Origin of the sequence: Thermomonas beijingensis (assembly GCF_020034655.1) — a bacterium.
Taxonomy (GTDB): domain Bacteria; phylum Pseudomonadota; class Gammaproteobacteria; order Xanthomonadales; family Xanthomonadaceae; genus Thermomonas; species Thermomonas beijingensis.
This window is the reverse complement of sequence record NZ_JAIQDJ010000001.1, coordinates 1,178,940-1,193,516: the sequence shown is the minus strand read 5'-3', so window position 1 is coordinate 1,193,516 and position 14,577 is coordinate 1,178,940. Positions and strand designations below refer to the sequence as shown.

At 61.3% G+C, this 14,577-nt stretch carries 17 protein-coding genes; 10 read left to right on the top strand and 7 right to left on the bottom strand.

Going from position 1 to position 14,577, the window contains the following annotated elements; all coding sequences use genetic code 11:
* Positions 1–70: 70 nt before the first annotated feature.
* The 5 genes from ubiT to K7B09_RS05590 are packed head-to-tail and all read right to left on the bottom strand — an operon-like array spanning position 71 to position 4,017.
* Positions 71–922, bottom strand: a complete 852-nt coding sequence (gene ubiT, locus K7B09_RS05610; protein WP_223627594.1) for a ubiquinone anaerobic biosynthesis accessory factor UbiT — start codon at positions 920–922, stop codon at positions 71–73.
* Positions 915–1,298, bottom strand: a complete 384-nt coding sequence (locus K7B09_RS05605) for a putative zinc-binding protein (RefSeq protein WP_223627591.1) — start codon at positions 1,296–1,298, stop codon at positions 915–917. Before K7B09_RS05605 ends, ubiT begins: the two co-directional genes overlap by 8 nt.
* Positions 1,295–2,545, bottom strand: a complete 1,251-nt coding sequence (locus K7B09_RS05600; RefSeq protein WP_223627589.1) for a hypothetical protein — start codon at positions 2,543–2,545, stop codon at positions 1,295–1,297. Before K7B09_RS05600 ends, K7B09_RS05605 begins: the two co-directional genes overlap by 4 nt.
* A 39-nt stretch (positions 2,546–2,584) precedes the next feature.
* The gene (locus K7B09_RS05595; RefSeq protein WP_223627587.1) at positions 2,585–2,803 is read right to left on the bottom strand and encodes a DUF2249 domain-containing protein; all 219 of its coding nucleotides are present in this window, start codon (positions 2,801–2,803) and stop codon (positions 2,585–2,587) included.
* Complete coding sequence (locus K7B09_RS05590; protein ID WP_223627585.1) at positions 2,800–4,017, bottom strand: alginate export family protein; 1,218 nt, start codon at positions 4,015–4,017, stop codon at positions 2,800–2,802. Before K7B09_RS05590 ends, K7B09_RS05595 begins: the two co-directional genes overlap by 4 nt.
* Positions 4,018–4,244: 227 nt before the next feature.
* Between K7B09_RS05590 and nirK the strand changes: the two genes are divergently transcribed.
* The 3 genes from nirK to K7B09_RS05575 are packed head-to-tail and all read left to right on the top strand — an operon-like array spanning position 4,245 to position 7,142.
* The gene (nirK, locus tag K7B09_RS05585) at positions 4,245–5,771 is read left to right on the top strand and encodes a copper-containing nitrite reductase (protein ID WP_223627583.1); all 1,527 of its coding nucleotides are present in this window, start codon (positions 4,245–4,247) and stop codon (positions 5,769–5,771) included.
* Between the two features lie 4 nt (positions 5,772–5,775).
* Entirely contained in the window at positions 5,776–6,558 is a 783-nt protein-coding gene (locus tag K7B09_RS05580) for a formylglycine-generating enzyme family protein (protein ID WP_223627581.1), read from the top strand.
* Positions 6,555–7,142, top strand: a complete 588-nt coding sequence (locus K7B09_RS05575) for an SCO family protein (protein WP_223627579.1) — start codon at positions 6,555–6,557, stop codon at positions 7,140–7,142. Before K7B09_RS05580 ends, K7B09_RS05575 begins: the two co-directional genes overlap by 4 nt.
* 7 nt (positions 7,143–7,149) lie before the next feature.
* Here the strand turns inward: K7B09_RS05575 and K7B09_RS05570 are convergent, their stop codons facing one another.
* Both K7B09_RS05570 and K7B09_RS05565 read right to left on the bottom strand, forming a co-directional pair.
* Positions 7,150–8,007 (bottom strand): DUF4010 domain-containing protein, encoded by an 858-nt coding sequence (locus K7B09_RS05570; protein ID WP_223627577.1) that lies wholly within the window; start codon positions 8,005–8,007, stop codon positions 7,150–7,152.
* 6 nt (positions 8,008–8,013) lie between these two features.
* On the bottom strand, positions 8,014–8,781 hold the full coding sequence (locus K7B09_RS05565) for a helix-turn-helix domain-containing protein (protein ID WP_223627575.1): 768 nt from the start codon (positions 8,779–8,781) through the stop codon (positions 8,014–8,016).
* Positions 8,782–8,958: 177 nt separating this feature from the next.
* On the opposite strand from K7B09_RS05565, the gene ccoN reads away from it, so the two are divergent.
* The 7 genes from ccoN (at position 8,959) to K7B09_RS05530 (ending at position 14,573) form a co-directional block, all read left to right on the top strand.
* Positions 8,959–10,398: a cytochrome-c oxidase, cbb3-type subunit I gene (gene ccoN, locus K7B09_RS05560; RefSeq protein WP_223627573.1), complete on the top strand. Its 1,440-nt coding sequence runs from the start codon at positions 8,959–8,961 to the stop codon at positions 10,396–10,398.
* Between the two features lie 10 nt (positions 10,399–10,408).
* Positions 10,409–11,023, top strand: coding sequence for a cytochrome-c oxidase, cbb3-type subunit II (gene ccoO / locus K7B09_RS05555; protein ID WP_223627570.1), 615 nt, complete (start codon positions 10,409–10,411; stop codon positions 11,021–11,023).
* 19 nt (positions 11,024–11,042) lie between these two features.
* Positions 11,043–11,201, top strand: coding sequence for a cbb3-type cytochrome oxidase subunit 3 (locus tag K7B09_RS05550; protein ID WP_223627568.1), 159 nt, complete (start codon positions 11,043–11,045; stop codon positions 11,199–11,201).
* Positions 11,198–12,133, top strand: a complete 936-nt coding sequence (gene ccoP / locus K7B09_RS05545; protein WP_223627565.1) for a cytochrome-c oxidase, cbb3-type subunit III — start codon at positions 11,198–11,200, stop codon at positions 12,131–12,133. Before K7B09_RS05550 ends, ccoP begins: the two co-directional genes overlap by 4 nt.
* Positions 12,130–12,423: a hypothetical protein gene (locus tag K7B09_RS05540; RefSeq protein WP_223627561.1), complete on the top strand. Its 294-nt coding sequence runs from the start codon at positions 12,130–12,132 to the stop codon at positions 12,421–12,423. Before ccoP ends, K7B09_RS05540 begins: the two co-directional genes overlap by 4 nt.
* 7 nt (positions 12,424–12,430) lie before the next feature.
* Positions 12,431–13,978 carry a 4Fe-4S dicluster domain-containing protein gene (locus K7B09_RS05535; protein ID WP_223627559.1) on the top strand — a complete coding sequence of 516 codons (1,548 nt, stop codon included), beginning with the start codon at positions 12,431–12,433 and terminating at the stop codon, positions 13,976–13,978.
* A 64-nt stretch (positions 13,979–14,042) separates the two neighbouring features.
* On the top strand, positions 14,043–14,573 hold the full coding sequence (locus K7B09_RS05530; protein ID WP_223627556.1) for a FixH family protein: 531 nt from the start codon (positions 14,043–14,045) through the stop codon (positions 14,571–14,573).
* Positions 14,574–14,577 lie beyond the last annotated feature (4 nt).

Genomic DNA, 14,577 nt, shown 5'->3' with positions numbered 1-14,577 from the left:
CAAAACTCGCGTCGGCAATAAGCAAAACCCGCGCAGCAATTAGCGGCGCGGGGATTCGATTTTAGTGCTTTCAGCCTTGGCTGTGATACGCGCTACGTGCAGCCTGGGCAAAACGGGCACCCCGATTGAGCGCAATACGCAGCCCCAGCGGTACTTTTTCCCACGGCAGACGATCCAGCAGATTGCGTGCGGTCAGGCCCAATTCCACATCACCCGTCAGCACCAGACGCCGCTGGAAGAACAGAGTATCCGCATCTTCCAAACGCCCAGCCAACAGCAACAGATCGGTAGCGGTGCCGCGCACGGTGGCTTCGGCCGGAGCATCCACCACCAACAGGCGCTCGCCCTGCAGTTCCACCACCCAGCGCAGTCCAAGATCACTGACTTCGATCCCCAGCCGGCGGCCGGCCATGAATTCCAGCGCATCACCCGCCAGCGGCCCCGCCAAAACCTTGGCCATCGCCCGTTCCAGCAAGCGCCCCTGCAATGCCGGCGGCACGGCTTTCAGCAATGGTGCAAGTCGCTTGGGCGGCGGCACCAGCCGCAGCAGGGATTGCGCCGCGGACGGCACGGAAGAGGTATGAGTCTGCATGGTGGGCACGATCATGCCGCCTGTGGTGGCCTGCCCACCTTGATCCAAATCAGTTTCCAGTCCCTGCGCACGACACGCCTCGCCGATGGCCACGCCCAGCACGCCGCTGGCAACCCCCGGCGACAAGCCAAGCGCCCCCCCCAGGAGTTCCGCACGCTGACGCACGCGCTGTTCGCGCCGGCTATCGCGCCCGGAAATCCCGGCCTGTGCTTTGAGCCTGCCGGCCAACTGCGCCAAACGTGCGCGCGCCGCCAACAACACCACCAAGCCATCATCCACGCCATCAATGGCCAGCCGCACGGGGCTTAGACCGGGGGTTCGTTCAACCATGTGAGCCTCCAGAATCAAGGGCGCGCGCAGCAGGCAACACCTGTCCGCTATACACCGCTTCGGCTTGCGCCGCATCAAAGTCGGCGTGCTTGCGCTTTTTCACGCCGTGATCGGATAACACGATGTGCGTATCTGCAATCACGCCGGCTTGCGCAAGGCAGGCCGTAACACAATGCAGCACGCAGCCGTCCAACGCCAGGATCGGACGCTTGCTTTGCGCGGTACGTACCAGACCGGCCACGCCACCGCCGACGCCAGCAATGCAAGACATCTCAGCCACTTCGTCACGATCCAGCTTGAGGGCCAGATGGTTGGCCATCTGCGCTGCACTGGAGCAGCCCGAACACGAATACACCAGTGGCTTTGTTTTACTCACTTGCCCGCCTCGAATTCGGCTGCAAACCGACGTACCCGCCACCGCGCGGCACATTGCGTCGCCACACCTGCGGCATGCGCCAGCAGCAGTGCCAGCCCAGCACTATTGACCGGGATTTGCCGGAAGATCGCCATGATCAAGGTCAATCCAGCCAGCAGCTGCAAGCTGAGCACCATGTATTTATCACGCTCGGGCACCAGCGATTGCACGCCGGGGACACGCACGCCGCGTCCGCAGCGGCGTTGCAAGTCAATCCACGCCAGAAAGCCGGTGATCTCCAACTGCATGCCCGTCACCAGCCACGGCAAACCCAGCACCAGCGCCAGAGCGCCGACCAGTACAACCTGATCAGCATCGGCAACCAGCACACCAGCGGAGGCAACCAGTGCCAACAAACCGCAGCGCCAGAACCAGGTCAATGGCACGTTGCGCAATTTGGCTGCGCGCGATTGCAACAGCAAGCCACCCAACGCAAATGCCAACCCAAGCCCTGCAACTACCATACGCCCCCCCGGCAACGCACCGCCCGCCAGCCCCAACAACAGGGCGAGCAGCAGCACGCCATACAGCAGCGCTTGCCAAACGCCCTGCAGGCGCGCAGGTGCCGACAGCGCGCCTTGGAACATCGGCGCCACCACCCGCGACACCGCCGCCAGCAAACCCAACACCCAACCCAGTACGCCCCAACTGGCGTGCAGATCGGTCAGTGCGGGCAGCGCCAGGGTGGCCTTGCCAGACAGGCCGACAGCCAAGGCAAACCCCAGCAAGGCCGTCACCAGCGCCGCCAACAGGGCGCTACCGATGCCCCAGCGCAACAAGCGCTGGGTGGCGGCTTGCCATAAGCCCGGCAACACCATCACCAGCAACAGCATGAACGCTACCAACAGTACGCCGCCGCCCAGCATCGGTGACAACCACAGCGCTCCATGCAGCGCCAGCACCAACAGCAGCGCGCCTGCGTTCAACAAGCCATACAACCATGCGGCGGCCCTGCGCCCGCCACGCACCCGTGCCTGCACCGCCACCGGCAAGAATTGCAGCAAGCTGCCCACCATCGCATTGCCCAGGAACCCCAGCGTAAAGGCATGCACCACCGCCACACTGGCACCGGCCCAGCGCGACGCCAGTACCATGTCGCCACCGCACACCAACAAGCCACCTGCCAACACCCCCCAAATGGATGCCGTCAGCAGGAAACGCTGCGGAATGGCGGGCTCCGGGGCCTGCTGGACAACCAGCTTGGTCATGCCAACCGGGTCATGCCCGCACTGTCATTGTGCAGACCATCATTGCGCGGGCCGCAAGATGGTCACCCATGTGCCACCATCGGCACAGGGCTCGCTTCGCCAACGCAGCCCACGCGCATCCAATGCGTCCAGCAGCGGCGTAGGCAGCAGCGGCGTCAAGACTTCCAGCGCCTGCCCTGGCTGCAATGCATCCGCTGCAGCCAGCGCCCGCACCAGGGGCTCGGGGGCCGGCAGAGCCCGCAGGTCCAGCGTCTTCACTGCGCCAGTGCCCGTGTCCCACGCCATTCCACTTGCAGCCATAGTTTGGTGTTGTCCCGCGAGAAAGCATTGGCGCGATAGTCCGCCAGTTTGACCAGGCCATTCAAGCCACCCGGCAACGGGAAGCCCAACGATGCATTCCATTCACGGCCATAGCGGACGCTGCCCATATCGGAACGGTAGTCGTGCCATGCCACTGCCCACGCCAGCTTGCTGTCGTATTTGCCACGGCCGAACTTGCCACCAGCACTCAGGTAGCGGTCTTCCAAACCTTTGACCGGCGTCACCCCAAACTGGTCATCCCAACCATTGAATGCGTGCAAGGTAGCCAGGGGTGTTTGCAGCGCCGTCACTCCATCGCCGCCCAGATGTTCCCAACCCGCACGCAGGGTGGTTTTCCCTTGCGCCCAGCTGGGTTCAAGCAGCCAGTAATTGTGCGAGAAATGCGCGGGATTTTGCGCATAGTCGGTTTGCCGCGCCAGCTCTGCGGCCCAGCCAAAGCCTTGCCCACTCTTGTCCAACGCGCCAGTCCAGCGCAGACCCCAGGTTGCGGTGGAGGCGCTGGCCACATCCTTGTCCTCGTGCAGGTAGCCATAGCCCACCCACTGCTGGTTGCCGCGCTTGAATGCCAAATTCAGCAGATGCGTATCCAAATCACGCGCACGGGCCAATGTATTCAATGCGTTGCCGCCGGCGGCACGGTGCACCTTGTCCAACCAAAAGTAATTGAGGGTCAGCCCCGCCACCGGCTTCCACTGCGCACCGATGGCATCGAACGTCTGTTCGTTCTGCCGCCACCCCACATTGCCCACCCAACGCTGGTTATCCAGTGCGATGCGCTGCCGACCGACGGTGATACCGCCCTGTGCATTTTTCCAGCCCACCCATGCCTGGTTGAGTTCGGCACCCGTGGGATCCATCACCACCGGATATTGCGTCTTGCCATTGGCACCGCTGTTGTAATTGCCTGCACCGGCAACCCCCTCGCCTTCCAGCAACACCGTCCACCCGGGGGCGGGTGCCAGCCGCAAACCCGCACGCAAACGTGCGGTGGTGGCTTCCGCATTGCGTGCAAAGCCTGCATCATCAACAGACTCGTGGCGCACACGCAAATCCCATTCAAAACTGGATTTTGCTGCATCTGCTGCATACAGTGCTGGCGATGCCAGCAGGCCAATGGCAATTACAGAATACAAACCTACGGAAGTGGACATCGGAAGGTCCTTGGGGAAAGTTGCCGCTAGCCTAGGTCCTGCCTGGTTTTGTTCGTTGATGCAAATCAAGTTTGGAGATCACGCAACACCGCGATTGACGCAGGTCAAGTACTCCCGTTTACCCACCGCAGCCCCGCCTGTTTTTGATTTGTGTCAACGCTCCACACCCCATCAGCCACTCAAGCTTGCGGCCAATTCAGGTTTGCACATCAACAGGGAACTTCACGATGAAACCCGTCCTCCGCTACGCCGCTTTCGCCATGGCCATCACCGCCACACTGGTGATGTCGGCCTGCCGTATCGAACAACCTACTCCGGCACCCAACGGTGCTGTACAGCAAACAGAAACCGGTGGCTCGGCCAAGGGTGATTTCGGCCCGCCTGTTGGCGAACCGGTGGAAGCGATCCTGACCTCCCCCCCGCACGTGCCACCACCAACCGGGCGCAGCCATCCTGCCAAGGTCATCGTCACCCTGGATGTGATCGAAAAAGAAATGCCGATCTCCGAAGGCGTCACCTATACCTTCTGGACCTTCGGCGGCACCGTTCCGGGCAGCTTCATCCGCGTGCGCCAAGGTGACACCGTGGAGTTCCACCTGCGCAACATGCCCGACAGCAAGATGCCGCATAACATCGACTTGCACGGTGTGACAGGCCCCGGTGGCGGCGCAGCCTCCAGCTTTACCGCACCGGGCCACGTCAGCCGCTTCAGCTTCAAGGCGCTCAACGCCGGCTTGTTCGTCTACCACTGCGCCACCGCGCCGGTCGGCATGCATATCGCCAACGGCATGTATGGCTTGATTCTGGTGGAGCCACCGGAAGGAATGCCGAAAGTGGATCGCGAGTTCTACGTGATGCAGGGTGACTTCTACACCTCCGGCAAATACCGTGAAAAAGGCCACCAGAATTTCGATATGGAAAAAGCCATCGACGAACACCCGACCTATGTCCTGTTCAACGGCATGGAAGGCGCGCTGACCGGCGACAAGGCACTGACTGCCAAAACCGGTGAAAAAGTGCGCCTGTACGTGGGTAATGGCGGCCCCAACCTGGTCTCCAGTTTCCATGTGATCGGCGAAATCTTCGACAAGGTCTGGTACGAAGGCGGCACCCGCTTCCAGGAAAACGTACAAACCACGCTGATCCCCTCCGGTGGCGCGGCGATGATGGAATTCCACATGGAAGTGCCGGGCAGCTATGTACTGGTGGACCACAGCATCTTCCGCGCCTTCAACAAGGGCGCACTGGCCATCCTCAAAGCCGAAGGCAAGGAAAACAAATCGATCTACTCCGGCAAGGAAGTCGATGCGATGTATCTGGGTGACCAGGCCGCTGGCACCAACCGTGCACCAGTGGCCGCCGCTGCCGCCGCGCACGCTGCTGGCACGCTGACCAAGGACGAGCAGATCGCGGCCGGCAAGGTATTGTTTGCGGGCACCTGCTCCACCTGCCACCAACCGGATGGCAAGGGCATGGAGGGTGTATTCCCGCCGCTGGCCGCTTCCAGTTTCATCAAGGCCAACCCTAAGCGAGTTCCGGAAATCATCACCCATGGCTTGGTCGGCCCAGTGACAGTCAATGGCAAGGACTACAACTCCAACATGCCGCCGATGAGCCAGCTGACCGATGACGAAGTGGCCAACATCGCCACCTATGTGCTCAACAGCTGGGGTAACCCGGGCGGTCAGGTCAGCAAGGCAGAAGCCGCCGCCGCCCGCGCCGCCAAACCCGCCAACGCATCGGCAGGGCACTAAGACCATGCGCCGCTTGCTTGCCGCCCTGCTACTTGCTCTGCCACTTGTCGGCCTTGCCGCCGGCGCAGTGGTCTCGGGCCGCTATGCCGGGCTGCCAGGCGGCGTATTCAAGTCGGTACTGCGTTATGAAGATGCCAAAAGCGGCGTGCGCATCAAGCCCTTTGCCTTGATGCGCAAGCCGGTCACCAATGCGCAATTCCTGGCGTTCCTCAAACGCCAGCCGCAATGGCGGCGTGACCGTGTCTCGCGCGTGTTTGCCGAATCCCGCTACCTTTCGCATTGGGCCGGGCCAGACACGCTCGGCCCCAATGCACAGCCGGACCGACCGGTGGTGTGGGTGAGCTGGTTTGCCGCAGAAGCGTATTGCAAATCGCTGGATGCGCGGCTTCCCACGTGGAACGAATGGGAATACGCTGCCGCCGCCGATGAGACCCGCCGCGATGCCCGCAGCGACCCCGCATGGCGGGAACGCATCCTCGGCTGGTATGCACGTTCATCGAAAGACGCGCTGCCGCGGGTAGGCCTGCAAACCCCCAATGTGTATGGCGTGCAGGATTTGCATGGATTGATTTGGGAATGGACTGAAGATGCCTCGTCATTGATGGTGGATGGCGACAACCGCAATCAGGGCGATCCCGATAAGGGCAAATTCTGTGGCGCCGGTGCGCTTTCGATGGATGATCGCGAAAATTATGCAGTGATGATGCGCGTGGCCATGTTGTCTTCACTGGAAGGCCACGACGCCACTGCCAACCTAGGTTTCCGTTGCGCTAGGAGTGCGCCATGAACACGCGATTTCGCAATTTTGCCGCCGTGCTCTTGCTCGGCATCTGCAGCCTCGCCGGGGCTGCGCAACCGACACCCGCCGCATTGCCGGGGGATTCGGTCTATCAACTGCCTGTGCCTCTGACCGACAGCGCCGGCGTGACCCGCGATTGGCGTGCCTTGCGCGGCAAGACACGGCTGATGTCGATGTTTTACACCAACTGCCAATACATCTGCCCGCTGATCGTGGAATCGGGCAAGGCGGTGGAGCGCCAGCTCACCCCGGCGCAGCAAAAACGTTTGGGGGTGGTCCTGATCAGCATGGATCCCGCCCGCGACAACCCGGCAGCGCTGAAGAAAGTGATGGATCAGCGCAAGCTGGACCCTGCGCGCTGGACATTGGCAGCCCCCAAGCCCGACGATGTGCGTGCAGTGGCTGGCGTACTGGGCGTGCGCTACCGGCAATTGGCCGATGGCGGCTTCAATCACAGCAGCATGTTGATCCTGGTCGATAGCGAAGGCCGCATCTTGGCACGCACGGAAAAAGTGGGCAGCCAGCCGGATCCAGACTTCGTGTACGCCGTAAAAAAGGCCACCGGGGACTAAACGCCCCTCAGCGTACCCACAGCAGCGCCAACCAGAACGCCACCACCAACGCAGCAATCCCGGGCAACAAATGCAGGGCGTAACCACGCCCGCCACTGGCCCACGCCAGCCCCAGTTTCACCAATGAATTGGAAGCCAGTGCCAACGCGATACCGGGCAATGCCACTTCGGCAGTGATGCGGCCAGTGGCCACCAATTGCGCGGCGGAGGCCGCGGCGGCGTGTACATCGGCCAGCCCAGACACCGCCAAAGCCACATCCAGTGCAGCATCCCCCAGCCACGCCTGCACCCACGCCGAGACCAGCAACACAGCAGCGACAATCAGCATAAAGAGCAGTGCCCGCTGCGGCTCCAACATGCGGCCCGCAGCATTGCTCGCCTCTGGCGCCGCGGCTTGCACCTGAGATGCGCGGGCTGCCACGACCGCGAACAACGCGATGACGCACCCGGCCAGCAGTAACGCCGGCCACAAGGCCAGCAGCAAGGGCGTGGACAGCACCCCCACCACCACGCCCATTTGCAGGATGGTACTGACATTGGATAACACCGCGCCCCCTGCACAAACCGAGGCCAGGGCAGGCTGTTGCCGGGCCCGCAAACCAAGCCCGGCAATGGTCGCTGAACTGGACGCAAACCCACCGGCAAACCCAGCCAATAACAACCCCGTGCGTGCACCAAGCCAGTTTTGGGCCATTTGCCCGGCGGCACCGATCAGCATCACCAGGAAACCAAGCAACCACAGCTTGCGTGGGTTGAGGACCTGCCACGGGTCCACAGGTTGATTGGGGAGCAAGGGCAACATCGTCAACGCTGTCAACAAGATCAAGGTATCGCGCGATGTCCAGCCGGTCAGCAAGCGCCGCATGTGCACTCAACCACCGCTGCGCCTGCGTTGCGGCGGCTGGCCACCCTCGCAGCCATGGGTCAGCGCACCCAGCGCCGCGACATCCAGAATGCGTACGCGCCGCCCGCGTACCTCGATGATGCCGTCCTCATGCAGCCGGCTAAATCCGCGGCTCACGGTTTCCAGTACCAAACCCAGATAGCGTGCAATTTCATCGCGACTCATTGGCAGCACAAAATCATCCGCTGCGCGCCCGATACGGCGATAGCGGTCACTCAAGCCATGCAGGAACATCGCAATGCGCTCGCTGGCTTGGCGTCGCGACAACACATCGACATGATCCTGATCGCGATCCGCACTCTGCCCGATGACCCGCAACAACTGGTGCTGCAAGCTGGGCACTTGGGTTGCGATCGATGCCAAATGTGCGTACGGCAGCTCACACACCCGCGCATCGCCCAAGGCTACAGCCTCGCAACGATGTTTGCCGCTACCGATGGCATCCAGCCCGAACAACTCACCGGGCAGGTGGAACCCCAGCACATGCTCTTCGCCAGACTCGCTCAACATCACCGTCTTGAACACGCCTTCGCTGGCCACATACACCGCACGCAATGGATCCCCGGCACGAAACAGGCTGTCGCCTTTTGTCAGCGGCTTGCGGCGCTGCACTACCGCCTCCAGCCGCGAGATATCCTCTGCATCCATCCCCGCTGGCAAACACAGCATCTGCAACGAGCATTCCGCACATGTGCGACGCAAGCGCGCCAGATCCAGCGGAATAGGTTCGGTCATGGTCTGCACATTTTGGGAGGTGGCAGTTACAATTATGGGCGATTCCGGCAAAAGTTTCCCTAGCCTTGCTGCCCATTTTGTCCGTGCAACCGATTGCGGATTTTTCAAAATTGATCCAGATCAAGCACCGATCAAGGTGCTTGGCGTAGCCTTTTAGTGTTTACCTCGGAGAACCGTATGCAAGCCATCCCCGGCACATACAACGATAAAGTCGTGCATCAGTTCGCGGTTGCCACCGTGATCTGGGGCATCGTCGGCATGGCGGTTGGCGTGCTGTGTGCCGCCCAGCTGTACTGGCCGGCGCTCAATTTCGACATCCCCTACCTGACCTACAGCCGGCTGCGGCCATTGCACACCAACGGCATGATTTTCGCCTTTGGTGGCTCGGTACTGTTTGCCACCTCGTTGTATGTGGTGCAGCGGACCAGCCACGTGCGGCTGATCTCCGACAAGCTCGCCAGCTTCGTGTTCTGGGGTTGGCAAGCCGCGATGGTCAGTGCTGTCATCACCCTGCCGCTGGGCATTACCCAGAGCAAGGAATACGCCGAGTTGGAATGGCCGATCGACTTGTGGATTGCCATCGTCTGGGTGGCCTATGGCTGGCTGTTCTTCGGCACCTTGGTCAAGCGCCGCACCAAGCACATCTACGTGGCCAACTGGTTCTACGGTGCCTACGTGATCGCGGTGGCACTGCTGCACATCGTCAACAACATCGTGATGCCGGCCGGTTTGTGGAAATCGTACTCGGTCTATAGCGGCGCGGTCGATGCGATGGCGCAATGGTGGTACGGCCACAACGGCGTGGCGTTCCTGCTCACCGTCGGCTATCTGGCGATGATGTACTACTTCGTGCCCAAGCAAGCGCAACGCCCGATCTATTCTTACCGCCTGTCCATCGTCCACTTCTGGGCGCTGATCTCCATTTACATGTGGGCCGGCCCGCACCACCTGCATTACACCGCCCTGCCTGACTGGGCACAGTCGGTGGGCATGGTGTTCTCAGTGATCCTGCTGGCACCCAGTTGGGGCGGCGCGATGAACGGCATCCTCACCCTGTCCGGGGTGTGGCACAAATTGCGCACCGACCCGATTCTGAAATTCCTGATCGTGGCGATCAGCTTCTACATGATTGCCACCTTCGAAGGCCCGCTGCTGTCGATCAAGACGGTCAACTCGCTGTCGCATTACACCGATTGGACCATTGGCCACGTGCACGCCGGCACCTTGGGCTGGGTGGCGATGATTTCGATTGGTTCGTTGTATGCGCTGTACCCGCGCTTGCTGGGTCTTGGTGGCATGTATTCGACCAAGTGGATCGACACCCACTTCTGGATGCACACGATCGGCGTGGTGTTCTACATCGTGTCGATGTGGATTGCCGGTATCACCCAGGGCCTGATGTGGCGCGCCACCAACCCCGATGGCACCCTGACCTACAGTTTCGTGGAGGGTTTGGTCGCCACCTACCCGTACTATTTGGGACGCCTGCTGGGTGGCACACTGATCCTGTGCGGCATGTGCCTGATGGCCTGGAACATGTGGAAAACCTGGCAGCAGTCGGAAGGTGTCGCCACCCATCCGATCCTGGCCCCCGACGCCGGCGAAGCGCGCGCCTGAGGACAAGACAATGGCACTAGCACACGAAAAAATCGAAAAGAATGTTGGCTTGTTGGCGATCTTGGCCGCCATTGCCGTGTCCTTGGGTGGCTTGGCAGAAATCGTTCCGTTGATGTTCCAGGCCGAAACCATCCAGCCACTGCCGGGGGTCAAGCCCTACCCCGCGCTGGAGTTGGCCGGTCGTGACGTCTATATCCGCGAAGGTTGCTACAACTGTCATTCGCAGATGGTGCGCACCCTGCGGTTTGAAACCGAGCGCTACGGCCACTACTCGCTGGCCGGCGAATCGGTGTACGACCGCCCGTTCCAATGGGGCTCCAAGCGTACCGGGCCGGATCTGGCGCGAGTCGGTGGCCGCTATTCCGATGACTGGCATCGCGTGCATTTGAACAACCCGCGCGACGTGGTGCCGGAATCCAACATGCCATCGTTCCCGTGGCTGGCCAAAAACACCGTGGATGGCCCCACCATCCAATCGCATATGCGCGCATTGCAGCGCTTGGGCGATCCCTACACCGATGCCGAAATCAAGGCCGCTCCGGCCGCTGTGGCCGGCAAGACCGAACTGGACGCGATGGTTGCTTACCTGCAAGGCCTGGGTAAGCACGCACCGCGAGGGAGCTGAGCAGATGATGTCCGGAATCGTGACCATCGTATTGATGGTGTTGTTTATCGCCGTCTGGATTTGGGCGTGGCAGCCTCGGCTGCGCGCCGGTTTTGAAGCCACCGCCCGTCTGGCCGTGGATGACCAGATGCCTGAGGGCGAAGCGATCGCCAGTACTCCGTCGAGGACCAACGCATGACCACCGCATGGAATTGGTACGTCATCGTCCTGATCTTGTTCAACCTGCTGGGCATCACCTGGTTGCTGTGGTGGACCTCCAAGCGTCGCCCTGGCGACCCCAAGCCGGATGAAACCAGCCACTACTGGGATGGCGACATCACCGAGTACAACAAGCCGATGCCACGCTGGTGGATCAATGGGTTTTACATCGCCATCGTGTTCGCCTTCGGTTATCTATTCTGGTACGGCGGTTTTGGCACCTACCAGGGCTTTGGCCATTGGAGCTCGAAAGGTGAGCACGACCAAGAAGCCGCGATTGCCAATGCGCAGCTGGAAAAAACCTTCGCGCCATACAAAGGTCAAGCGATTGACGTGTTGGCGCAGAATCCACAAGCGCTGAAGCTGGGCAAGTCGATCTTCGCCAACACCTGCTCCACCTGCCATGGCTCGTCGGCCAAGGGGGCAGTGGGCTACCCCAACCTGACCGACCAGATCTGGCATTGGGGCGGCAGCCCGGAGCAAATCCTGCACACCGTATTGAATGGACGTGAAGGCGTGATGCCGGCATGGGGCAAGACCCTGCAAGGCATGGGCGGCCCGGATGCAGTGGACTATGTCATCGCCTATGTGCATCAACTGGGTGACAAGGACGCCAGTGCCCGCAGTGACTACGCCGCCGCGCGTGGCAAAACCCTGTACGAAGGCATCTGCGTGGCCTGCCATGGCAAGGACGGCAAGGGCGACCAGAAGGTCGGTGCCCCTGACTTGACCGACAGCTATTGGATGTATGGCGATAGCCGCGAGGCCTTGCGTGAAACCATCAGCAATGGCCGTCACGGCGTGATGCCGGCTTGGGGTACAGTATTGGGCGATACACGTTCGCGTCTGGTGGCCGCTTATGTCTGGTCGCTGTCGCATTCGCCCAAACCCGGTACCCAAAGCGCACAATGACCGACTTCACTACCCCAACCTTCGATCACCCGCCGCGCCCAATGGCGCAGCGGATCGGGGCCATCCTCTGGCCCAGTTTTTTCGCTGCAGGGGTAGCGACAATGGTGTTCTTCGCCTTCATCGACCCTTTGTTGCTGCGGGATATCACCTTCCCGCAGCTCAATATCACCCGCGGCTTGGGCTATACCATCGGGTTTTTCACTTTCTGGCTGGCGACGGCGTCGTCCAGCCTTTTCACTTGGATCCTGCTGCGGCCCGCCAGCCGCTTCAATGGACCCAAAACCAGGTAGCAGCACCGTGAGTAAACGCATTGACATCGATCTGCTGGATACCGGCGGCGATTCCGTCTATGTGAGCGAGCGCAAGGTCTATCCGCGTGATGTCACCGGGCGCTTTGACCGTTTGCGCAAGCTGGCCGTGTTCTGGCTGCTGGGCATGTATTACGTGTTCCCGTGGCTGACATGGCATGGCCGCCAAGCGGTCTTGTTCGATTTGCCCGCGCGCAAATTCCATGTATGGGGGCTGACCTTCTGGCCGCAGGATTTCAGCCTGCTGGCGATGTTGTTGATGATTCTGGCATTCACCCTGTTCTTCACCACCGCGTTGGCTGGCCGCTTGTGGTGCGGCTATGCCTGCCCGCAAACGGTGTGGACCGAATGTTTCTTGTGGATGGAGCGCTGGACCGAAGGCGACCGCGCCAAGCGCATGAAGCTGGATGCGGGCCCATGGAACCGCGAGAAAGTCCTGCGCAAGGGCAGCAAGCACCTGCTGTGGCTGGTGTTTGCGCTGTGGACGGGGTTCACCTTTGTAGGCTTTTTCACCCCGATCGCCAGCCTCGGCCAGCGCATGTTTGCGCTGGACTGGAACGGCTGGGAAACCTTCTGGGTGCTGTTCTACTCACTGGCCACATGGGGCAATGCCGGCATCCTGCGCGAGCAGGTGTGCAAATACATGTGCCCGTATGCGCGCTTCCAAAGCGCGATGTTCGACCGCGATACCCTCATCATCGCCTATGACCCGATGCGCGGCGAACCCCGCGGGCCGCGCAAGAAAGGCTTGGTCAGCGTACTGGAGCGTGCGCGTGGCCTGCTCAATGTGAAGACTGCCTACGATTACGTCTTCCGCGCCAGTCAACACCCCAGCGCCGCGCAAGCTCGGATCCAGGCGGCGGGCACCATCACCTTCGAAACCAATGCCGAGGCCGCGCCTCTGCCCAAGTTTGAAACCGATGAATTGGGCGATTGCATCGACTGCACGATGTGCGTGCAGGTGTGCCCGGTCGGTATTGATATCCGCAATGGCCTGCAATACGAGTGCATCGCCTGTGGCGCTTGCATCGATGCCTGCGACGACGTGATGGACAAAATGGGGATGCCGCACGGTCTGATCCGCTACACCACCCAGCACGCGCTGGATGGTCAAAGCGTGCATGTGGTGCGCCCGCGTATTCTTGTGTACAGCCTGCTGCTGACCGCGCTGGTGAGTGGCTGGGTGTGGGGCGTTGTGCATCGCAGCCCATTGATTGCCGACGTGCTGCGTGACCGCAATGCCCTGTATCAACAGCAAGGCAGCCACATCGCCAATGGCTACACCTTGAAGCTGGTCAACAAAACCGACACCGATCATGTATACCGCGTGCAGATTGAAGTGGCCGACAAGTCGCCGCTGGCACTCAAAGGCAGCCCGCTGGCTGTCAAAGTCCCGGCCGGTCAGGTGATTGCGCAAGATGTCGAGATTGGCAGTGACAGCCCCATCAAGGGCCGGCATGACGTCACCTTTGTGATCGAAGCCAGCGATGGCAGTGCCAAGAAGCGAGTGGACAGCGCCTTCTTCGGTCCTGTTTGAACCCATCCACCGGTCAATCCTCTAAAGCCGTGTCCGGCACGCCGGGCACACAAAGGACATTTCAATGGAACAGAAAACCTCCCCGTGGCGGCAACCCATCGTCTGGTTGATGGTGCTCCTGGTCGGTGCTGTCGTGATCGGTAGTGTGGTGATGTATGTGGTCGCCAATGCCGACGGCCCGATGGATGTGGTGCCGGACAAGGTGCAGCGCACCGGCCAAGCACAGCAGGCCGACTTGAGCCCGGATACGCGTGCCGCACAACGCAAGCTGGGTGCGATTGCGCGCTATGACGAGGAACATGGGTTTATCGAAGTGTTGCCGGTCAGTGGCGATTTTGACCACAGCGCAGCACTGCAATTGAAGTTGCACCATCCCACCCGCGAAGCCGATGACCTGGTGTTGCAACTTGCCCCGCACGAAGCCGGCTGGCGCATCGACGCCAAACCTGCTCTTGATCACGATTGGCTGCTGCAATTGCAACCGGCAACAGGCGAACAGTGGCGTTTGCGCGGCCGCATGCCCAAGGGCCAACTGGCCGCCCAGTTGCGGCCGGCGGTGGAAGACACCGCCCCCCCCGATAGCCCGCAACCCTAAGACC